This window comes from Rhodothermaceae bacterium, assembly GCA_009838195.1.
Lineage (GTDB): Bacteria > Bacteroidota > Rhodothermia > Rhodothermales > Bin80 > Bin80.
The window spans coordinates 165,442-187,559 of record VXSC01000018.1; the positions used below are offsets into that span (position 1 = coordinate 165,442).

Annotated in this window: 17 protein-coding genes and 1 tRNA gene; 4 read left to right on the plus strand and 14 right to left on the minus strand. The window is 49.8% G+C overall.

All coding sequences use genetic code 11. The annotated features are described in order from the left end of the window. Window positions 1-304: 304 nt before the first annotated feature. The 6 genes from F4Y64_03765 to F4Y64_03790 all read right to left on the minus strand — a co-directional run bounded on the left by F4Y64_03765 (window position 305) and on the right by F4Y64_03790 (window position 6,008). Window positions 305-544, minus strand: a complete 240-nt coding sequence (locus F4Y64_03765; protein ID MXX96716.1) for a hypothetical protein — start codon at window positions 542-544, stop codon at window positions 305-307. Between the two features lie 208 nt (window positions 545-752). Continuing rightward, window positions 753-1,985, minus strand: a complete 1,233-nt coding sequence (locus F4Y64_03770; protein MXX96717.1) for an AAA family ATPase — start codon at window positions 1,983-1,985, stop codon at window positions 753-755. 300 nt (window positions 1,986-2,285) lie between these two features. Next, window positions 2,286-3,482: a nucleotidyl transferase AbiEii/AbiGii toxin family protein gene (locus F4Y64_03775; GenBank protein MXX96718.1), complete on the minus strand. Its 1,197-nt coding sequence runs from the start codon at window positions 3,480-3,482 to the stop codon at window positions 2,286-2,288. Continuing rightward, the gene (locus F4Y64_03780; GenBank protein ID MXX96719.1) at window positions 3,472-4,284 is read right to left on the minus strand and encodes a hypothetical protein; all 813 of its coding nucleotides are present in this window, start codon (window positions 4,282-4,284) and stop codon (window positions 3,472-3,474) included. The genes F4Y64_03775 and F4Y64_03780 overlap by 11 nt, the downstream gene beginning before the upstream one ends. 310 nt (window positions 4,285-4,594) lie before the next feature. Next, window positions 4,595-5,545, minus strand: coding sequence for a 3'(2'),5'-bisphosphate nucleotidase (locus F4Y64_03785; GenBank protein MXX96720.1), 951 nt, complete (start codon window positions 5,543-5,545; stop codon window positions 4,595-4,597). Then, window positions 5,535-6,008 (minus strand): type I restriction enzyme HsdR N-terminal domain-containing protein, encoded by a 474-nt coding sequence (locus tag F4Y64_03790; protein MXX96721.1) that lies wholly within the window; start codon window positions 6,006-6,008, stop codon window positions 5,535-5,537. Before F4Y64_03790 ends, F4Y64_03785 begins: the two co-directional genes overlap by 11 nt. Window positions 6,009-6,063: 55 nt before the next feature. Between F4Y64_03790 and F4Y64_03795 the strand changes: the two genes are divergently transcribed. Continuing rightward, a tRNA-Pro gene (locus F4Y64_03795) sits at window positions 6,064-6,137 on the plus strand. A 423-nt stretch (window positions 6,138-6,560) separates the two neighbouring features. Here F4Y64_03795 and F4Y64_03800 read toward each other — a convergent pair. Continuing rightward, complete coding sequence (locus tag F4Y64_03800) at window positions 6,561-6,740, minus strand: hypothetical protein (GenBank protein ID MXX96722.1); 180 nt, start codon at window positions 6,738-6,740, stop codon at window positions 6,561-6,563. 620 nt (window positions 6,741-7,360) lie between these two features. On the opposite strand from F4Y64_03800, the gene F4Y64_03805 reads away from it, so the two are divergent. Next, window positions 7,361-8,764, plus strand: a complete 1,404-nt coding sequence (locus F4Y64_03805) for a sulfatase (protein MXX96723.1) — start codon at window positions 7,361-7,363, stop codon at window positions 8,762-8,764. Between the two features lie 801 nt (window positions 8,765-9,565). Here the strand turns inward: F4Y64_03805 and F4Y64_03810 are convergent. The 7 genes from F4Y64_03810 to pdhA all read right to left on the minus strand — a co-directional run bounded on the left by F4Y64_03810 (window position 9,566) and on the right by pdhA (window position 19,853). Then, on the minus strand, window positions 9,566-13,348 hold the full coding sequence (locus F4Y64_03810; GenBank protein MXX96724.1) for a c-type cytochrome: 3,783 nt from the start codon (window positions 13,346-13,348) through the stop codon (window positions 9,566-9,568). Window positions 13,349-14,059: 711 nt separating this feature from the next. Next, window positions 14,060-14,242: a hypothetical protein gene (locus F4Y64_03815; protein MXX96725.1), complete on the minus strand. Its 183-nt coding sequence runs from the start codon at window positions 14,240-14,242 to the stop codon at window positions 14,060-14,062. Window positions 14,243-14,260: 18 nt separating this feature from the next. Continuing rightward, complete coding sequence (locus F4Y64_03820) at window positions 14,261-15,649, minus strand: glycosyl hydrolase (GenBank protein ID MXX96726.1); 1,389 nt, start codon at window positions 15,647-15,649, stop codon at window positions 14,261-14,263. Next, a complete protein-coding gene (locus F4Y64_03825; GenBank protein ID MXX96727.1) occupies window positions 15,646-16,458 on the minus strand; it encodes a metallophosphoesterase in 813 nt (270 codons plus the stop codon). Before F4Y64_03825 ends, F4Y64_03820 begins: the two co-directional genes overlap by 4 nt. A 32-nt stretch (window positions 16,459-16,490) precedes the next feature. Beyond that, a complete protein-coding gene (locus F4Y64_03830) occupies window positions 16,491-17,732 on the minus strand; it encodes a 2-oxo acid dehydrogenase subunit E2 (protein ID MXX96728.1) in 1,242 nt (413 codons plus the stop codon). A 27-nt stretch (window positions 17,733-17,759) separates the two neighbouring features. Continuing rightward, window positions 17,760-18,743: a pyruvate dehydrogenase complex E1 component subunit beta gene (locus F4Y64_03835; GenBank protein ID MXX96729.1), complete on the minus strand. Its 984-nt coding sequence runs from the start codon at window positions 18,741-18,743 to the stop codon at window positions 17,760-17,762. Between the two features lie 3 nt (window positions 18,744-18,746). After that, on the minus strand, window positions 18,747-19,853 hold the full coding sequence (gene pdhA / locus F4Y64_03840) for a pyruvate dehydrogenase (acetyl-transferring) E1 component subunit alpha (GenBank protein ID MXX96730.1): 1,107 nt from the start codon (window positions 19,851-19,853) through the stop codon (window positions 18,747-18,749). A 110-nt stretch (window positions 19,854-19,963) separates the two neighbouring features. On the opposite strand from pdhA, the gene F4Y64_03845 reads away from it, so the two are divergent. Then, window positions 19,964-20,689: a polyprenol monophosphomannose synthase gene (locus F4Y64_03845; GenBank protein ID MXX96731.1), complete on the plus strand. Its 726-nt coding sequence runs from the start codon at window positions 19,964-19,966 to the stop codon at window positions 20,687-20,689. Window positions 20,690-20,732: 43 nt separating this feature from the next. Beyond that, a complete protein-coding gene (locus F4Y64_03850; protein MXX96732.1) occupies window positions 20,733-21,992 on the plus strand; it encodes an NADP-dependent isocitrate dehydrogenase in 1,260 nt (419 codons plus the stop codon). Window positions 21,993-22,118 lie beyond the last annotated feature (126 nt).

The following is a 22,118-nucleotide window of genomic DNA, read 5'->3' on the forward strand; positions in this document are numbered from 1 at the left end:
AGCATTCTGAAAGATTGCCGACGAATGCAGGTGTATCTCGTTTTACATCTTGCGGCCACTTTCTACCCATTATTCAAAAACTCGATCTTATTGAAGGACCGACTGGTAAGTTGTGGAAGTTGCTGAGTGAATTTGCTCCCCGATCCAGAAAGTCAATTTTGTGGATTCGCTCCGCTATGTTGAGGTCGCCCTCTATTTCTATATTCCGCTGTTAGCGATATAGCGATAGGTAGCTGCAAATGGAGAAATATCGAATCCTCGTCCCCTTTGTAACGGGTATTTATGTGTCGCTCAACAAGCTTTTCTATCGGCAAATACAGCGACGTTGATCCAGAAACTGCTGCCGCTTATTCCTCTTCTGGGAGCGAGGGTAAATGGCTATGTTGACGCGCTTTACTGTTTTGACATAGTCCTTGATATCCTTTTTCAGATCCTCATCATCCGTGACTATGATTTCTGCGTTGCTCGCGAGAATCAATGCTAATATGTCTTCATCGTCAGATTTAAGTCTCTCCAATTCCAATTCGCTCTTAGCGATTTTCATCTTTCGCTCTGAAATATACCTCGCTTTGCCGCTTTCTCGATATGCTTGAAGTTTTTGTTTGAACCTCTTAGTCCGACCTAGTTCTTGTCCAAGTTTTCCGGTGCCTGTGTAGCAGAGTACGCCATATCCGTACTCTATCCATTTCAAAAGGGGATCCGGCTTTTCTGCAACGATAATTTTGGGTACGACCAAACTCACTGAGTTTGAATCAATTATCGTCGGCGTACACATGTGGCTCAATGCCTAGGTAATCGTCTGTCTCCTTATTGAAGAACTCGCGGTACTTTGCTGGTGCACCCAAAAGATTGCCATTCTCGTCGAATCCTAGCTCGTGAATCGTGGCAGCTGTACCAGTTTTCTCAAGCCATAAAATTCCGACATCCTCGAAGTCCAATATCTCCTTTCGCACACAGATAGACAGCCGGTTAATGATGAAATCAGAGTGCGATTCTACAATGAATTGATGGGGTGAATGTGCTATGAGTTCGGCCAACTGTGCCTGTGCCATCGGGTGCAGATGAGCCTCAGGTTGTTGGAGTAATATTGTCTTGTTCGGCCCTTCCTTACGCATTGCCCTGAGAGCAGGTAAAATTGCATGAATACCAAGGCCAACATCGGAAACATTGAAAAAGTGATTGTTAAACCCGACCTCCAATTCAAAGGATGAGTCTCCTGTACTGCGAATTCGAATTTGGTCAAATAGGGACAATTTCCGGCCAATCTCGGACAATTCCTCGGATTCCCTAGGTTCAATTGGGAGGGCTGTGTTCCAACCGTACTGTCGCTGCTGGGGTTCTAAATAAGGGCTTATACTTTCAAGAATTATTGGACTCCATGGCAGTTTATTGGAGAGGTTTTTTAAGTAATCATTAAGCTCAGTCTTGGGAGACTTATCGGGTGGGGCTGATCCATTTTCGCGAACTTGACCAACTTCTTCTCTGTATGGAAAATCTCCGTGCCTCACTGCAAATGCAAGCCATTGGGATATTTGGCCGTATATGATGTTGTCTGCACTCACCAAGATTTCAAAAGAGCGAGTGGACATTCTCAATTCGCGAGTTGAGTCTTCCCGAGTAATTGTCAGTTCTTCAAGCCCAATTGGTTTTATCTTAACCTGTTCTTCGAAAAGGCCTCTTTTGTTTTTGCAAAATTGAAATAGGAATTCAATACCATTTGCACTTCCACCCAGCGAGAATTTTTTGTGTCCTACCCGGGCAATATTTTCAAGGGCACCCATGCGAAAGGGGGCAATGTTGAATGGGTTGTATTCCATTGCGTTCTGGTTGGCAACCAATCTTGCAAACGCGCTGTAGCAGCCTAGAAGCGTAGTCTTTCCAGAGCTGTTTTCCCCGATTACTACGGTGATTCGTGGTAATGCTACAGAGTGCTCTGCCTCAAAGCACCTAACATTCGACAGACTTATTCTGTCAATCTTGGTCATTTTGAGTCCTTGAAATCTTGGTCAATTTTGTAGCATCAAGTTCATAGAATCAGGACAAATCTCTCTGCGCCGAACAAGGGGTTCAGTAGCTATCTCGATGCAATGACCTTAATACCGTGGATATTTTGAAGGGGTAATCTCCTCCAATGTTCCCAATAACGTCGGGATATAATTCGCTGGTCGGAGCAACGGCTTTTCCGGCAAGCGCTATCTGTAGATATATTTGAGGGATAGATAGTACCCATTCACATGGCAGATCAATCCGAATGGTGACAACATGCATCTAAAATTGCAGGTGTATCATGATGGCTGGATTTTGGGCCGTAGCTCGACCAAGTAGCGAGGAACGAAAGCCTGTTGTGTGATAGTTGCCCCATGGATTTGGTCAATCTCGTACCTGCAATGCTCTCCGTTAGTAACGCTGATGGCATGAAGCACAAGGTCGCCATCTTCTGTACGACGCAATGAATATGGCTCAATGCGATGGATTGATTGTTTGTACTGGAGGTCAACATATAGGTAGTTCACCGCTGCAAAACGGATAGATTCCAAGTATGATTGTGTGGTGCGCTTGACAAGTAAGCTCATGGTAGGTTCTCTGACCACCACTTCACCCGCTGTCATCTTTTCTATGGCAGATAATGAAGGTGGGGCACCGCTTTCAAGCCAGTCAAAAAATTCAGGCAATGCATTGAAATAAGACTCAATTGGAGGAAGTTCTTGAACTTGATGTCTCAGCATTGGAACCCAAGTACGTTCAAGCTCCTTCCTTTTTGATTGCACATCAACAAGCGTTGGGATCGGATTTCCACGGTGAGCACATTTTTTCCGGATTGAATCATTTAGAACAGATAGATTAGGATGTTCCTCATTGCTGCGAAATATATTGATTGCATCATACAGATCCTGTGCTTTAGCGTGTTGTGCCAAAGCGCAAATGTTTTCTGCATAGGCCTCCTCTGGAGGGTAGCACCTTATGAGAGGTTCCCCTTGTGGATTATCGCTATAGCAGTGATGGATAATGCGTACAACTGGCGGCAGTACAATAACATCGTCAAACGTTAGGTCGAGCTTGAGGATTGGGAGTGAGAAATACCCCTTTAATGAGCCAATGGGGCCACGATAACCAATCTTACCCTGGCAAGATTCGGAACCGAGAGCATTTGTGTAAATCTCAAAGTTAAGTAGTTCTTTCGGAATTTCAAGACCAGCTTGCTCAAAAACCCATTCACTGATTTCGCTGAATGTTTCAATGAGAAAGTCACGGCTGAGGTGGGACGGTTCTACAATCGTGAAATCAAGGTCTTCGGAAAATCGATAAGTTTCGTAATGACACTTATGGAAGCTGGTCCCTCCCTTGAAGATCCAGCTATTCTTCAGTGAGGAATGATGATAGATACCGGTTAAAACCCATCCAAGCACATAGTCTTTCTCAATAACATAAGGTTGCAGTCTGCATAAACGTGCGACATTCATAACCTCTTTCTTAATAACCATCTCTTTCGTATTGGAAATCCCTTTCAGGAACCCAAAGGCGCCATTTCGTCACCAGTCGGGGGCATGGAAAGCCGGGAGCAATTTTGGCATTACCTTTAGTCATTCTCTTCTTGCAAGCATCAACGAGATATGTACAGTCTGACATGCGTTCTGCCAGAAAGCCTAGGCGTTTGAAGACGGCTCCATTGCCGAGACGTTCTGCGTAGGAAATCAGTTTTTTATCCTGTCGGCGGTTATGACGTAAGTATTCTCCAAAGCAGGCAATCACATGATCTATCCCACCACAGAACAAGGGGTCATCCAAAAGGTCCAAAATAGTTCGGGGAAGATCTGAGATAGCGATCTTTATATTTTCGTACCATACACACTCAAGGCCAAAAATTTTATTGGGATGAATATGCTTTACAGTGTATCTAAGGCCTAAGTGACGTTGATATCTGGATCTCACGGGCTTTCCAGTGAATACGACCGTGTCGATGAAGATCTGTTCTGTAAGATCCCAATATTCAGTCATGGTTCGACCACCGAGATATGCCGGATCAAATAACGCTGGTACGACCATCCAAGAGTGATTCAGTACCTGTCCCAGATCCATACAGCCGAGTTCTGCTACTGCATAGATTCCTGGGCCAACCCGTCGCAGATAACCCTGACTGCCCCACCGGGAAAGTAATTTCGAAGCGGTGGAACGGTTGACATTGAGGGATCGCCCGACATCGTCAATGCGAACAATATCTCCAGCGGTTCTCAATACAGTGGCCAGTCTAATTCGGCCTTTGGGTAGACTAATCTCCTTGATCATGTCACGTGCAGTATATCATAACTGCAAAAATTCACAAAAACCGGGTATTTTTACATACTCAATGTACTATTCAGATGTATTTCTGATCCCCAAGGTACTATAGTCAAGGAAAAAACTTCCAGAACAAGGGCACTGGTGGTCATATGACTCCGTGTCATCAACTCTAATTGTTGTTGGACCAAATGCGGGAATCCAGTCTTCTCCAGATTTTGGGGATGGTTTGTTGTCAGGCAGAGCACAATCAGTATACTTCAAGTGCAATAATTCACAATAAATGAGAAATTATGCATACGTAATATACTAACGGAATCTATTCTTGAAGAGACTGACCTAGGTTTAGAGTCTTCAGGGCTTCGATTATTTCTCCATGGATTTTACCATTAGTCCCGATGATTCCGCAGTTGTGTTCGAGACCCTTTCCGCAGGAAAAATCCAATTCTTTACCCGTACAATCTGTTACTTTCCCCCCTGCTTCCGTCAGCAAAAGGGCGCCCGCTGCGTGATCCCAAATACGTTCTATATAGTCCCCGCGTGTAGGTAGGCGCATATAGATTTCTGCGTCGCCACTTGCGACGACAGCATATTTTGCTTGGCTGTCCAATCGCTTCCGTTTTGCGGTGATCCCAAGGTGTCCAACAACCCTCTCCACATCTTGGTGTGCACTGTGGCCAGACTCTACACTTTCGCAAATTCGGGCATGCTCCAGATCCTCAGTTGTGCTCACACGGAGGGGAAATTCTCCCCGCCTTGCACCGAATCCCTTCGCAGCCAGAAAAATATTATGGTCCAGATTTGGGCACGCAAGCCCAGCGACTGCCACTTTCCCCTCAATAATCAGGGCCAGAGCTACGGCAAAATGCTCCTTCCGCAAGAACCCTTTCGTACCATCTATGGGATCCAGAGTCCAGAATCGGTCAGAATACGTCTCCGTATTACCATAGTCAATCCATTTCAGAGCACTCTTCATTGAAGTGCCAGGGCGAATCACTTCGAGATGCTTTCCTAAGGTTTCTCGAAGCTCTGACTGTACATCTGACCTCAAAAGCGTACTGTCCTCTTCTGCAATGATCGGATCATCCGGAAACACTTCACGGAGAGTCCGGCATACCAACGCCTGGCTTCCAAAGTCTGCGATTGTCACGGGACTCCGATCCCCTTTTGTAATGGCAACCCGCTCCTGAACAGATCGGCACAATAGTGCTGCCTCGGAAAGTGCGGCGTGCACGGTCTGAAGCTCTATTGAATACGAATCATTCAGCATGATTGATTGGCAGAATCATAGTTCTATAAGATGGAATTTTGTCTAAGAAATGATAGGAGCGATGGACATGATCAACCATGCAGCAATAATGCTGCATGCCATTGGTAATCACCAGATAGGGGACCTTCAGTGTGGCGTTGTAATGCCCAATCTGATTAAACGTATCTTGGCTGAGTTGAACGGACGGCCTTTTACATTCAACAACCATTACCGGCTCAATTCGTCGATCATAGATGACGATATCTGCCCGGTAGTGACGATCCTGTATCGGGATCGCTACCTCAATGCCTACCAATCCGGGTGGAACATCCAAATTCCTGATGAGATACTGGACAAAGTGTTGGCGTACCCATTCCTCGGGAGTCAACGGCACAAAGCGTTTCCGAACCGGGTCCAAAATTACTCTGCGCCCGGCCTGATTACGTACCTCATAGTTATAAGGTGGCAGGTTTAGTTGCTCCATGAAAAGGGAGTAATGGTGGATCCCATAGTCTCTATACGCGTTAGCCGATTCACCTCGGGGTGTAGCGCAGCCCGGTAGCGCGCTTCGTTCGGGACGAAGAGGTCGTGGGTTCAAATCCCGCCACCCCGACAGTTGCCTTTCTCCGTATGCTCATCATTGCGTGCGCCCTTCGTCAGTGGTTCGTGAGATTTGATCCCCGCTGTTAATAGAATCGGGTTTACTAAACATCTCCTTGCGAACCGTTGGTTCAACGTAACCAAGACAAGATTAGACTACGTCACAGATCGATAGATTCGCTCAGTCAGGCGAAAAGATCCATCTGATTAGGATACATGCTGACGTGGATATATGCTCTGCGGAATCTTTTTCTACCACTGGCAAGTAAATTTCATTGCAAATCAGTTTGGAAACCAGACCGATCCCGGCCATGAGACTCATTGTTGGTTTTACTGGAATTCTGGCAATAGTTGGGCTTAGCTCCTGCTCCGTTACTTCAATATTTTCTGAGAATAAGGCCGAGTGCTCTACTGAGCATTTGCATTGCAGTGGTAATCACTCATGCTCTTCCACTCCAGATTCGTGCACTGCCTGTTCCATGGTAGACGGTGAACTAGAGTGCGACACGGTGACACACTCGAGGATCCCAAAGATGTGTGCATCTAGCTCTGGTTTCCAATGTGTTGGCGACATTACATGTTCGGCATCCCCGAATTCGTGTACTGCCTGTTCCATGGTAGACGGCCAACGAAAGTGCACTACGACGACGCTCTGGAAGGACTCAGAAGCGTGCTCATCCAGTTCTGGTCTTCAGTGTGTTGGCGACATTGAATGTTCGAAAACCCCTGATTCGTGTACTGCCTGTTCCGCGGTAGACGGCCAACTAAAGTGCACCACGATAACGTTCTCAAGGGACCCAAAGACATGCACATCCAACTCTGGTCTCCAGTGTACAGGCGACATTGAATGTTCAGCGACCTCTAACTGGTGTACCGCCTGTTCGTGGGTAGACGGCAGGAAAGAATGTCATGCTACTACTTCTAATTCAAGGATCGTAAAAGTGCAAAGCTGACCTCACATGCACTGGATTGAATCAGTGTTGTGCGGGTAGCTGTGCTTTCATCAACTCTATGTCCGAGCCCAGGAAGAGTGTGTGTTCCTGGTTATAATTCCCTATTCCGACGCACTCGGTCAGTGGTTCTTTATCAAGCCCAATTGGTTTGTTGAATCTGTGTTTGGTAGTATTGGATTCGATATTTGTGACTAATTTCACTTTCGTTGAATCTCAATTGGGTTACCCCTGGCGGCATGAAGCATACTGACGAATATCGTTTTCAGGGGCTGGTTTTCTGTATATGAATCGTCACCGCATTGCCTTTCTAATTGTGGTATTGACCACGATCGGCTGCCAACCTGCCTCCGATACCCCCAACGTAATCTTGATCATCACGGACGATCAGGGATGGGTAGATCTTGGCAGCTATGGGTCAGATGTTCTGTCAACTCCGCACCTTGACGCATTGGCTGCCAATGGTCTTCGTTTTACGGATTTCTATACGGCTGCCGCTTCCTGCTCTCCATCCAGAGCCGCCTTTCTCACGGGGATGTATCCGCAACGGATCGGTATTCCCGGAGTCTTGATGCCACAGTCCAGACGCGGTCTGCATCCAGACGAACGAACTCTGGCAGAAATGCTCAAAGATTTGGGCTACGCCACTGCGATCTACGGTAAATGGCACTTGGGCCATGACTCTCTACACCTACCTCTACAACACGGTTTCGATGAGTACTTTGGAATCCCGTACTCCAACGACATGACGCCGGATGCAATAAAGAATCCCAATCCACCTGCCAGACAGCACCCGCCGATCCCACTCGTTGAAGACTACAAGACCATTGAGCTGGAACCGGACCAATCTCAACTGACCCGGCGCTATACCGAGCGTGCAATGGACTTCATAGATGCCAATTATGATACCTCTTTCTTTCTGTATCTCCCTCACACGTTCCCGCATGTTCCGCTTTTTGTTTCAGACGCCTTCGAGGGGCAATCCGGCGCCGGGCTTTATGCAGATGTGATTATGGAAATCGACTGGTCAGTAGGTCAGATCATGGAGGCGCTCAAGCGGCATGACCTGATTGAAAATACGCTCATCATCTTTTCGTCAGACAATGGCCCGTGGCTCATCAAGGGAGACCACAGCGGACATGTTGGCCCACTGCGCGAGGGAAAAGGGACCACGTTTGAAGGAGGACACCGGGTGCCCCTGCTGGTGTCCTGGCCCGGTGTAATCGCGCCAGGTGTCACTGATGCCATGGTTTCGGCAATAGATGTGATGCCAACTATCGCAGCATTTACCGGGGCACCACCCGGACCATTTCCATTTGATGGGCAATCATTGGTCAGCGTTATCCATGGGGGTGCGTCTCCACATGAGGCACTGTTCTTCTACCAGGGACACCAACTTCATGCAGTTCGATCCGGCCGGTGGAAATTGCATGTGCCGCATCACTACCGGAGCATCCATGGTGCAACGCTTTCAACACCGACCTTCCAGGGAGCCTATCGGCAGGATTCGATCGGGTTATCGTTGTTTGACCTGCAGTCAGATATTGGAGAAACGACCAACCTCGCTGATTCTCATCCAGGTGTCGTGGATAGACTCCTTGGGTATGTGAACACTATGCGAGAGGATCTGGGGGATAGACTTACAGATACCGTGGGGAGTGGCCGCCGTCCACCACTGGTCTTGGAATAGCAGCTGGAAGGTATTCGTCTGGAAGGTCCATCTTTATCTTCAACCTGAATATCTCCCAACCAATCAGATCTTGAATCAGATGCAGTATGTGACCGCATTTCTCCCAACTTACATTCTCTAAACTTGGGAAGTTCTGGTACAAAACAATCGTAAGCGGAATAAATTGCCAGCACAGGCAATCTTGCAACCCCAGGTAAAGCAGTTTCCCAGTGTTGTTCTGCAATTTTCACAATCTCTGCGATTCTTCGATTGGTTGGTCTTGCTAGCGTAAGATTCGCGTTTCTCGTTCTCCACTCTACAAGTTTTTTGAGGACATAACGAATCAATGATTTTGGGTCACTGCCACTGCACTGTATTTCTTGAATAAACCACAGAAAATCTGTCTTGAGTTCAGCGGGGCGTATGTTCCCCAGATAATCAAGTTTGATGTCATTCACACCGCTCCGAAAAAAACTCGCCCCCACGGTGGAAGTGCTGCTCACTGGGTAAGCGATCGCGGCAAAATCAAACGACACAATCCCAGCAAAGCGCTCCGCATGCATGTAGGCAACTTCGGGGAATTCGGTGTGGGCCAATCTGGACGGGTTCCAAAACACACTATACACATTCTGGGTATGTGTAACGTTTGCTTCGCCCATGGCCAATGCCCGGGCATCTACTTCTCCTGTCAGGAAGTCTACCCCATACTTGGCAATCCGCTGCGCTGACGCAGGGGGCAGATCATGGTGATAAATACCAGGAGATAAACTGTGTGTCGAAAATACATTCGGAATCACAAGGTCAACGGTTATACCCCCAAACCTATTGAGCTGACGCCTCAGCGGTTCGCAAATACGCGAACAGGTCCTGAATTTCCTTGTCGGACAGCACAGAGAGCAATTCTTCCGGCATTAATGATTCCTCGGAAACCTCCAATGATTGTATTTCGGTGCGGTTCAGCACGACATCCTTCTGCCCTATGGGCCGGAGTATAACTTGGCGGTCACTTTCACCTACCATGGTACCTACATACGTACGTCCGCCGCGGGTCGTTGCGAGCACCATCCGGTAATCGTCTTGGATGAACTCATCCGGGTAAATGAGATTGCTGAGCAGGTAGTCTACATCTGTCCGATTGGACCCCGTTAGGTCTGGGCCTATAAGTCCGCCGACACCATTCATTTGGTGACATGCCCCGCAGGCCTGCGCAAATACAGTCTGTCCATTGGCGGCATCCGCTGCCATTCCAGACGTTACCAGAGTGTGATATCGGGCGTAAGCCGCGGCTTTATCTCCTGGAATCTCGTCAATCGGTCCCCAGATTTCTACAAAACCACTTCCCACGACACGCCGCATTTGCCGAGCGATCCAGACAGGAATATCATTCCGCTGGATTGAACCATCACGGAGTGACTCAACCAGCATCCATCCGTATACTGGACGCGATGCCATGGTTTGAATGATGGCCTCTTTGTCGTAGGGGGTTGCGTCCACGTACATTGAGAGCACAAGTTGCCCCAGCTCCTCGTCATTGAAAGCTGCGACTGCCTGGATTGAGGCAGTTCGCATATTCGGGTCATTAATCAATTCAAACAGGGCTTCTCTGAGTGCATCAGGTTGTGATGGTGCAAGTGCCGTCAACGCGGCAATCCGCCGCTCCGAAGACAAAGAAGCATTCATCACCTCAGTCATAAGGGCGCGTTCAGCCTCGGCATCACCAAATAGCTGGGCAACTGTGGTTGCCAGTACACGGGTTTCACGTTTGCGTCGCAATCTCCGGTAGGTACGGTCCCAGTCTTTGGGTGCTTCTATATCTCCCGCACCTTCCAGGCCCGCCAGCATTCCACGCAACAGATGCTCATTCCGGCTTGCGTGAAGTGCGGCTAGCAGTGGAGACATATGTCCGGCTCCAACCAGTCGCCGCCCCACAAACTCTGTCATTTTCGGATAGTCATTCGCATCTTCAATAAGCAAAAGTGCACGTTCAGGTGCTTCCGTCACCAGTGGTTCAAAACCTGTCCACAGTAAGGTTGGAATGTTTGGATCTTCGCCGTCCTCCGGGTAGTTCATCAACGCCTCAATGATTGGCCAGCGCCCCTCATTGGGGATCCGCTGAAGCATAGCTGCGAGGTATTTACGCACGACTGGAGAGTTCTCCCTTTCGGCAAGTTCCTCAAGAGTCAGCAGAACTTCAGGATCTATTGCGTCCTGTTCCGTGATCAATCGAACGCCCCAGGCCCTTATGTAGGGTTCCCTGTCCTGCAGTGCATCCGAAAGAGATTCAAGCGAGAAATTGCCTGTTATGTACAGCGACCACAGCGCACGCAGTCTGAGTGGCGTTGTGGCACCAGTTTCATAAAGTGTGTTCAGATGTGTCAGGGCTGAGGCGTCCAGCACACGCACACTCGCACGGTACTGCAATATTACACGGGCGCGTCGAGCATGCCAGTCACTTCGACTATCCTGAAGCTCCGCTAGCTCAAGGTCACTGAGCTGACGCAGATCCCCATAACGACCATCCCATTCCACGGCATGAGACTCTGATGGTGTAATTCGAAAGATCCTCCCGGTATCCTTGTCCAAAACGTCCCCGCCACAGATGTCCGCGTCGTGCCAGTCAAGAACATATAGTGCTCCCTCTGGGCCTATCTCCATACTAAAGCCAACCCATTGGGCATTATGTGCCATCATAAACTCATCTCCGTGACTGGCTATGAACCCACTACGACTTGGATGTAGTACATCACTCAGGACTGCGTGCTCATGAATATTGGCCATGAACAGGCGCCCCGTTTCTTCCGGAGCAAATGCATCAGATTGATAAATGCGGGCGCCCCCATGCGCCGAACGGTGTCGGTGGTCTACTATAGGAGCAATATCTTCGTAAATATGGGGGTTTAAGTGAGTGCCACCCTGCCGCATGTAGATCCCGCCTGGGGTCACATGGAAAACATGCGGGATCACACAGGCGCTTATAAAGAGTTCACCATGTGCGTCGTAATCAATTCCCCAAGGGTTACTGAAGCCATGTGCCACTGTTTCAAACTTGTCTTTTATTGGATGATAGCGCCATACGCCACCATTGATTTCCACACCGTCGGCTTCCAGTAGGTCTTCCGGGAAGGCATCTTTATGTCCGTAGAGCTGTGCTTCTGGCCCTGGTTTTCTTATAACCGATGAGGTGGCAAATCCCTCAAGACCATAGAGCCATCCATCTGGCCCCCAGTGAAAACTGTTAATTGTTTCGTGCCTGTCCCGAATTCCCCAGCCGGTAAGGCGGATCTCAATGTCATTGACGTCGGCACGATCATCACCATTGAGATCGGGGATAAAGAGCAGGTGGGGCGGGGCGCCAAGAAAGACCCCACCAAAGCCCACAGCCAGTGCACTCGGGAAAGCGATCCCTTCCATAAAAACTTTTCGAACATCTGCAGTGCCATCGCGATCGGTATCTTCCAGAATTACGATGCGGCTATCCCCAGACCCAGAGAATCCTGTCTGACGTGATTCGTAGTCCCGATTCTCTGCTATCCACAACCTTCCCTTATCATCCCACGCAAAGGCCATGGGCTGCGTGAGTAGTGGTTCACCGGCCCACGCGTTAACCTCGTAGCCCTCTTTCAGAGTCATCATCTCTGCTGCTGCCACTGGGGTAAGGAACTCTGCTTCGCGCGCTTCCTGCTGCGCCAATCCCCAGAGGGACGCGGTGGAATACATTGCACCGGAGCGATCGGCATAGTCCTCCCATTTTGCCCGCATCGTAATGTCACTCATTTCTCCCGTATACACGAGTAAACGGTGCCGGATGGTTTCCGTATTACCGGCTTCAATGGTCCAGTTGCCAAGTCTGGCACGAACGGGCCCTACTCCCAGTTGACCATCCACACGCCAGGGTTGTGGGAAATCCGCATTATCAGGATGATCAAATATGGCTACATGGGCCATATCTTCGCGTCCCGGCAGCGCAAGACCGACATCCATCCACATGGCCCGCTGGCCCTCAGCAAAATGATTGCGCTGTCGTGCAGCATTCACTGCACGCCCTTCCATACCCGGGGCCCAGGGCATCCGTAGAAACAGCCCGCTGTAATCATATTTGCCGACCAAAACGTCATTGATGGCCTTGCCCGTCCAAGTCAAATCCAGTACAACGGTACTGTCTGTCTCGTACATAGTCCAGTTCTGGGTTTCTTGGAGAACAGGATTGCCGTTCTCATCAAGTAGATCATAGACGGTAGCCCAGCCAATCGTGTCTCCGGCGGCTCTGGTTACTATCACAGTATCTCTTTGCCAATAATCTCCCTCTGGGTGGTGGAAGTAATCCCGACCATTCAGCCGTGTGAAGCCCCAGTACAGGCCAGTCTGATGGCGATGATGGTCGGGACTGAATTGTGTCACTGAGGTCGCCCCATCCGGGGTCAGGATCGGGTGCAAAAACGGTCTGAAGTCCTGCGCAGACTGCACTACCAGTGCAGTATCGCCACGCACGTCATTCAGTACAATAACCTGATCATCCGTTTTTAATGCCCTCAGGCGAGAAATCTCGGTTACACTGGATGTGCAGCCCGCAAGGGCAACAACTATTATTGGAAACAGGTTTTTCATAGGTGGATTATCCGTTAGGGAAACCTCGTTCAGTATCTTTTTACACCCAAGCCACCAAAGAAAGTGCTGTTTTCATCCGAGTCCCTGAAGATACGGATGAACGGCTATGTTCTATACCGATAGCCTAACACAGCTGGCTACAGTGTCTGGGGTCCGTACATGATCTTCAGCACAAGGTAGTGACCAAGAGGGTTTATTTCTGAGGTTTCTGGGTATACAACTGAACTATCAGATTGGACAACCCGGGTTTAATTGGGAATTAAATACCTAAGTACCCCGCCTGATTAGAGTAACGCCATTTAATCCTCGCCCCATGACCACGTTTTGTACGTCCACCTGCCTGTCATTGTCTTTCATCCGTAGGAGGTACACCACACTAGGTAGGGAACTGCCATTCCACCGCACTTGGTGTATCCCATTCGTAAATGGAGGTTCGTCACGATCGCAATTCTTCGTTCCAGCGCATCAAACGATCTTGATCCTAACTATCTTCGGCGCTTTGTTGCCAATTGTCAATTTCACTGATTACTCTTGAAACCAAAAACCCGAGGTTCTTTACAATTGTCTACAGCTTTACTGATCGCTTCAGAAATGGAAAACTTCTAACTTTTGCCGATCATATTTAAAATCCTCGATCACTCCGACTCGTGCTTTATCAGCATCCCCTACAAAAGACAGCAGATGGATGTAACGTCTATGTTGGAGAATCAACTAATTTCGGACTCCCACGTAGATGTCGTTGACAAACTCCTTGGGTAGGTGAACACGATACGGGAGGATCTCGGGAGTAGGATCATAAACACCGCGGGGAGTGGCCGGTGTCCATCGCTGGTCTTGGAATAGCAGCCGGGGATATCCGTCCAGAAGCTCCCCTTTCAGGTTTGGGATGAACACGATCTTTTATGGATGATCCTATTCATCTGGCAAATCCCAGTCAAAATTCGTAAAGGCGTAATACTCTTCCGACCCTGAGAGTCTACCCAGATAAAGTGCCAGTTCCCGTAGGTGATAATCCCCCCACATTACACTTTCCCCATTCGCAACGGACGAACCCTCCGGCACATAATCCCATCGCCGGGGCCAATGGTACACACTATGCAGAAGCAGACCCTGATGATTTGGGTCTGTGCTCAGATAAGGTTCATCCAGCAGCGTAGACGCAATCTTGCGCCCGGCCATCAAATACTTCCTGCCCGATTGTGGACCCAGAATTTTTCCGAAGCGCAAAAGACCCTGCGCAGTGATTGCAGCCGCAGAACTGTCTACCGGTTCCCATTCATTGAATGGATCTGCGTCCTGCCGGGACCAGTCTCCCAGATTTTTCAGACCCGGCGCGCCTGTATCCCAATAGGGGACTCCACAGGTCGGTGAGTTTTGAATGTAGTAGTCAGAAGTCCATGTGAGTACGTTGTGCATTTCATGTTCAATGTCCCCGTACTTTGTCTTGTAGCGTTCGGTAAGCAATTGAAAAAATTCCAACAACTCAGCATACCCCAGAATAATCCATGCCAACCCCCTGGTCCAGGTGGTGAACGGTGAATATCCCTGTTGGGTGCTTGGACACCTGTAGGACCCAGTGCGCACATTGAAAATCGCTTCGTGAGCGACCCGCCCCGCCTCCGCGTATCCATCACGGTCCTGAAAGGCCGAAGAAACAATGTAACGGGAGGTTGTGCGTATGTGGGCAACTGCCCGATCCAGTAACTCAAACATTTCATCTTCTTCTCCCCGCAAGACACCTCCCAACAGATGGGCAATCACCAATGCGCGGAGGGAACGAATGGTGTCCGCAAAAAGAGAATGCGGGCCGTTGAAAGAATGGATGAATCCAAGGTTTTCGCCGATATCCGTCCAGCGATGTGCCTGAACAATCCCACTGGTGATTAGCGCGTGAACATAGTATCTACGCTCCCACTCATTGTGCGGGATCATGCCTTCATCCATCTGACGAAGGAGTGTGCCAAACGTACTGGTGACCGTAAATCCATGATCGTGAACACCAAAGTTTGTGGTCTGGGGCAGGATTTGCTGAATGGTCGCCTCACGTGCATAATTCAATAATTCCTTCGAGTCAGTCGCTTCAGCCTGCAGAAGCATGGATCCTATTCGGAAGCCGCGAGTCCAGTCTGTCCAACTCTGAGAGGTATAGTGCCCGTTCTGGGTATAGACCAGCGCATGATGGGTTTCCGTTTCATCTGCTGCCTTCTCAATTGCCCACAGCTTCTTTTCAGATGCTTCCCACATCCGTTCCAAAGGCTTTTTGAAGGCCTCCAGGGGAATCAGCTCTTTTGTCTCAATCATACGATTGTCTCGTCCTGTCCATCGGGTAGATAGCGGGTATGCTCAGTCAGGTTAAACGTGCGGGTTTCCTGGGCATAAATATAATACTGGGTCTCAATCCCCTGAGAGGTTTTCTCAAGGAGGATCCATGAATTGACCCCATCGTGCGAAAAACGCCCGCGATCCGAGGTAGCAGTTCCAGCAACAGAGACCAGTATTCGACCTGGAGTGGTATTGCAAAACTCTATATGAGGCAGGTGCCAATGACCGGCGCAAACCACATCCACGCCACACTCGACAGCTGCCTGTAAGAGCTCCGCTCCTTTGCGGGCCACATCCAGCTCTTTGGATGGATGAAAAACCAGCAACGGATGATGAACTGCGAGAACCTTAAACGCATCAGGAGGCTGTCGAAGGAAATAATCGTAGACCCTCTCGATCTGCTGCGTCGTGCAGCGCCCTCCCTTGACCGTGAGGCCGTGTGCAGTATTTAGTCCCAGTACGGCCAGACCTTCACGAGAGATATTCTTCTCAAGATCTTCTGAGATCCACTTTTTATAGCGCAGGAACGGATTGAATACCCGGAGCTCCGGGTGATGCCACCAGGCATGAGCATCATGATTTCCTGGAATAACAAGCAGCGGCTTCGGGAGTGCACTAAGAAATGCTCGCGCCGCCCTGAATTCGGACCTCCTTGCCCGCTGAGTCAGATCACCCGTAATGATAACCGCATCGCATCCTGCCGTACGAATGCTAGTAATCAGGTCTTCCTGTATATGCGCAGAAGAAAGCCGCCCAAAGTGTAGGTCGCTAATATGTGCAACCCGCATGTCCGTGACAGATTCGAAGGTAGATCTGTTAACTAGAGTAACAGACTAAGGGGCGATTCCAGCAGTTCTTTCACGGTAGCCATAAACTGAGCTCCTACAGCCCCGTCAACTACCCGGTGATCACACGAAAGCGTGAGCTTCATCCGCTTACCTGGCACGACAGAACCATTTTCCACAACAGGCGTGTCTCGTATCCCACCAATGGCAAGGATACAGGCATTCGGAGGATTAATGATGGCGGTGAACGACTCGATCCCAAACATGCCCAGGTTACTGGTGGTAAAGGTAGACCCCTCCATCTCATCCGTGGCCAGCTTTTTATCTCGTGCCCGCACGGCCAACGCTTGAATTTCCTGGGCAATGGCCGCGACACTTTTCTGTTGGACATCACGAATCACCGGCGTGACCAATCCATCCTCAATCGCGACAGCGACCCCGATGTCTACATAGTTGTACTTGAGAATCACACCATCTTCGGGAGCATACGTGACGTTCACATTTGGATGCTGCACCAAGGCATTGGCACAAGCCTTAGTTACAAAATCGTTGAACGAAACTTTGGGACCACCTGATTTTGCCAGATAATCATTCAGCATAGTACGCTGAGTGATCAGAGCAGCTACATCTACATCCGAAGTTAGATAGAAGTGAGGCGAAGTGTACTTGCTTTCGGCCAGTCGCCGGGCAATCGCCTTGCGCATCTGAGAAATGCGTACGCTTTCAATGCCACGGTCCGCTGCAAGAATACGTGCAGATGCGGGAACAGAAGCGGGCGTCCGAGCAATTTCTGCCTCCACATCTCGCTTAATGACGCGTCCACCAGGACCGGATCCTACTAGGTTGGCCAACGGAAGGCCATGATCAGTCGCCATTCGCTTGGCCAGCGGCGACGCTTTGGTTCGCCCATTGGAGGTTGCGGCAGTTGCCTTTTTTTTCTTCTTATCCGCAGGAGGAGTTTCGGCTGCAGTTTCGGCAGATGGAGTAGGTGCAGCAGCATTGGACTCATGTTCTGCGATCAGCTGTGATACATCCTCTCCGTCATCCCCGAGAATGGCGATCAGACCTCCAATCGGCAATGCATCCCCCGCCTTGGCAACTTTTTTGAGCAATACGCCATCGTCGTAGGCTTCAACATCCATGGTGGCCTTGTCCGTCTCTACCTGTGCGATCACATCCCCAGCGGCAATCTTGTCTCCTTCCTCAACGGACCATTCCACCAAGACACCTTCTTCCATGGTGTCCGTCATTTTCGGCATTTCTATTGCAATCGGCATAAGTCAATCCTTGAAGCGGGAAGAAAACTAGTCAAGATACATAACCTCACGGCAGGCACGGTAGACATCCTCCGAACTCGGCATATAGTATTCCATCAGGTTTTTTGCATACGGAGCAGGCGTATCCTTGGCCGTGACCCGACCTATGGGTGCATCCAGGTCATCGAATGAGCGTGCTTGGATCTGGAACGCGATCTCAGAGGAGATACTCGCAAATGGGTTACTCTCGTCAACGATCACGCACCGGTTTGTCTTCTTGATGGATGCTATCACGGTCTCCCAGTCGAAGGGACGGATAGTGCGCGGGTCAACTACTTCTGCAGCATAGCCATCCGCTTCCAGCATTTCGGCGGCTTCCAATGCGCGCCAATAACTCTTATTATGTCCAATGATGGTCACAGCATCCCCTTCGCGGGCAATTCGTGCTTTCCCAATCGGGATGATGTAGTCCTCTTCATCCGAAACCTCTCCACGCATCCCATACATGAATTCACTTTCCAGGAAGATCACTGGGTCATCATCCCGAATTGCTGATTTGAGCAGTCCCTTCGCATCATCTGGATTGGAGATGGAAATCACTTTCAGTCCGGGGAAGCAGCTGTAGAGAGCTTCTACCGACGTATTGTGGGTTGCTGCCAGTTGCCCTGCAGCACCATTGGGGCCGCGAAAGACAATCGGGAAGGAAAACTGTCCGCCTGACATATAGCGGATTTTCGCAGCGTTATTGACCAGTTGATCCATTGCCACGAACGCGAAGTTCCAGGTCATGAATTCAATAATGGGCCGCAGCCCATTCATGGCTGCTCCAAGTCCCAGGCCTGCAAACCCGTTCTCACTGATTGGCGTATCAATCACGCGCCGGTCTCCGTAGCGGTCACGCATCCCTTCGCTGACCTTATAGGCACCGTTGTATTCGGCGACTTCTTCTCCCATGAGGAAGATGTCCTCATCCCGGTCCATCTCTTCGACCATCGCGGCGCGAATGGCCTCTCGAAGTTGTAATTCTGCCATCGTTCAAATCGTCAGGAAAGGAAAATCTTTCTGCGTATATACATCATCGTAGATCGCTTCCAGTGGAGGCAACGGGCTCTCATCAGCAAACGTAACCGATGCAGCCACCTCTGCTTTCACCTCTACATCCAACACATCCAACTCCTCGTTCGTCATCAGCGTGTTTTCCAGGATATAACTTTTCAGGCGAAGGATAGGGTCTTCATTCTTCTTTGCTTCCAGTTCTTCTTTGGTCCGATACTTTCCGGGGTCACTCATAGAGTGTCCTCGGTAGCGATAGGTTCGGATCTCCATCAAAGACGGTTTTCCTTCACGTGCCAGCGCGACGTGGTCCCGCATCGCGTGGCAGACACTGAATACATCCATCCCATCCACTAGGGATCCTGGCATGGCATAAGAGATTCCCTGTTTGAATAGATCTGTCTCGGCAGCGGAGCGGTCAACCGCGGTTCCCATCGCATACTGGTTGTTCTCAATCACGTAAATAACTGGCAGCTCATAGAGTGACGCCAGATTCAACGCCTCATGAAAAGCCCCTTGCCAAACGGCTCCGTCCCCCAAATAGCATACACACACGCCTCCGTCATTTTTGTACTGATGTGCAAACGCAATGCCTGTGGCAACGGGAATATGAGCGCCCACAATACCGTGCCCACCAAACAGTCCTTTTTCCTTGTCGAAAAAGTGCATGGAGCCGCCCTTTCCTTTTGAGCATCCATCCGCACGCCCAAACAGTTCGGCCATACACTCGTTAGAGGACATTCCTAGTGCCAGTGCGATACCATGGTCGCGATATGCCGTGATGACAGAATCCAAACCAGGTTTTAACGCGTAGACCGATCCGGTGGAGATGGCTTCCTGACCAATATATAAGTGTAGAAAACCACCAATTTTTTGCCTGCCATACATCTGCGCTGATCGCTCCTCAAAGCGTCGCTGCAGGAGCATGTTTCGATAGATATCGCCAATGTCTGCTACGCTCAGTCCGAGATCCGAATGAGTAAACCTGTCCCCTGGATAATTCCGAAAGGTAAGTTCAGCCTCGATAGTATCATAGGAGGCTTCCGAATGGCCGTTCTGCAGCACTTTGCTTTTTGTCTTCAAAGCCATGGCATCAGGATAAGTCAGATATCTACTTGCATTTTATCAAGTCCAACCCCTGTGTACCCTTTTGGAGCATTTGGGATCCCCACAATCTGTAGGGCTCCCTGCTGAGGACAATGAATCGTACTCTCGTCATTATCCCAACCTATAACGAAGCGGAGAATATTGCTTCGGCGCTCCGCCGTGTTATGGAGCAGCCGTCCGATCTGGATGTTTTGGTTGTGGATGATGGATCACCGGACGGTACCGCAGAGATTGTCTGCCATACGCAGTCAAGCTATCCGGGGCGGATTGACCTTCTGGAACGTTCCGGGAAGCTGGGACTGGGAACTGCCTATCTCGCCGGCTTTGCCCATGCACTGAAGCATGGATATGAGGTTATTTGCGAGATGGATGCCGATCTTTCTCATAACCCCAATGATCTGCCGACCCTGATTGGGGCGATCAAAACCAATCAATGCGACCTGGCAATCGGCTCCAGGTACCTGAAAGGCGTACGAGTGGTGGACTGGCCACTTGGTCGATTACTGCTCAGCTATGGAGCAAGCTGGTACACACGCATTGTCACGGGATTGCCCGTCTATGATGTCACTGCAGGGTTTGTAGCCTACCACCGCCGCGTGCTTGAATCCGTGAACCTGCAAGCGGTCCGCAGTAACGGATATTCATTTCAGGTAGAGATGAAGTATCGTGCCTGGAAAAAGGGCTTTCGCCTGTCCGAAATCCCCATTGTGTTTACGGAGCGAACCGAGGGCCAGAGTAAAATGAGTTCGGCCATTGTTCGCGAAGCTGCTTTCAAGGTTTGGGAGCTGCGTATACGCTCCCTCTTTGGAAAACTCTAACTTCTTCCATCTTCTTAATTATCTATACATATAATCGTTGATCATGTCCTATGTGCACTTGGCTTCACCCAAATCGGGGGAGCCTATCCAATTCTCCGAAGGAGCTCTGCAGGTCCCCAACAACCCGATCATTCCCTTTATTGAGGGGGATGGGATTGGGCCAGACATCTGGGCGGCTGCCCGGTTTGTACTTGACCGTGCGGTTTCCCATGTATATGGAAATGAGCGGACCATTCACTGGTTTGAGATCTATGCCGGAGACAAAGCGCAGCGTAAGTTCAGTGAATGGCTGCCGGAAGACACTCTGCAGGCAATCCGGGATTACCGTGTTGCGATTAAGGGGCCTTTGACGACACCGGTTGGCGGCGGAATTCGGAGTCTGAATGTTGCGCTGCGCCAAAGGCTAGACCTCTATGCGTGCGTGCGTCCCACACAATATTTTTCAGGAGTCCCGTCACCCGTCCGAAATCCTGAACTGGTTGATATGATTATTTTCCGCGAAAATGCCGAAGATATTTATGCCGGGATTGAATTTGAACACGGGACAGAGGAGAATCGGCGATTCCAGGATCTGTTTCAGGAAGTCTTCCCGGAGCGCTTTTCAAAGATCCGCTTTCCAGAAAGCAGCGGGATTGGAATCAAACCCGTCTCAGAAAAGGGGACTGAGCGGATCGTGCGGGCTGCGATTGAGTACGCGATTACCGAACGCAAGCCCAGTGTCACGCTGGTCCACAAAGGCAATATCATGAAGTATACCGAGGGGGCATTCCGTGACTGGGGATACAAGGTCGCTGCAGACCAGTTTGGGGCAACGCCGCTGGATGGCGGCCCCTGGCATGTACTTCGTCGGGATGGGCATGAGGTGATCATTAAAGATGTCATTGCGGATGCATTTCTGCAACAGATTTTGACCCGGCCCAAAGAGTACAGTGTCATTGCTACCATGAATCTGAACGGGGACTACATCTCGGATGCGCTTGCAGCACAGGTCGGAGGGATTGGGATTGCTCCTGGAGCCAATATCAACTACGATACCGGATTGGCCCTGTTTGAGGCAACCCACGGAACCGCGCCCAAGTATGCAGGACAGGATAAGGTCAATCCGAGTTCTGTATTGCTTTCCGGTGAAATGATGCTCCGGCATCTGGGTTGGAAAGAGGCAGCGGATGCCGTCATCGGTGCAGTCGAAAAGACGATCAGCCAAAAGCGTGTCACCTATGACTTCCACCGGTTAATGGAGGGAGCGACCCTGCTCAGCTGCAGCCAGTTTGGGCAGGCGCTGGTTGAAAACCTGAATACCTGACGCTGGAAACGTGCAGTTAAACTGGCTCGGTACAGGCTGGACAAAATCTATACGAAACGCAGCCCGTCAATCGTTCTTTTTCCCAGTTTTTTCTGGCACGGTAACTGCAAATAGGCGTAAAACGGA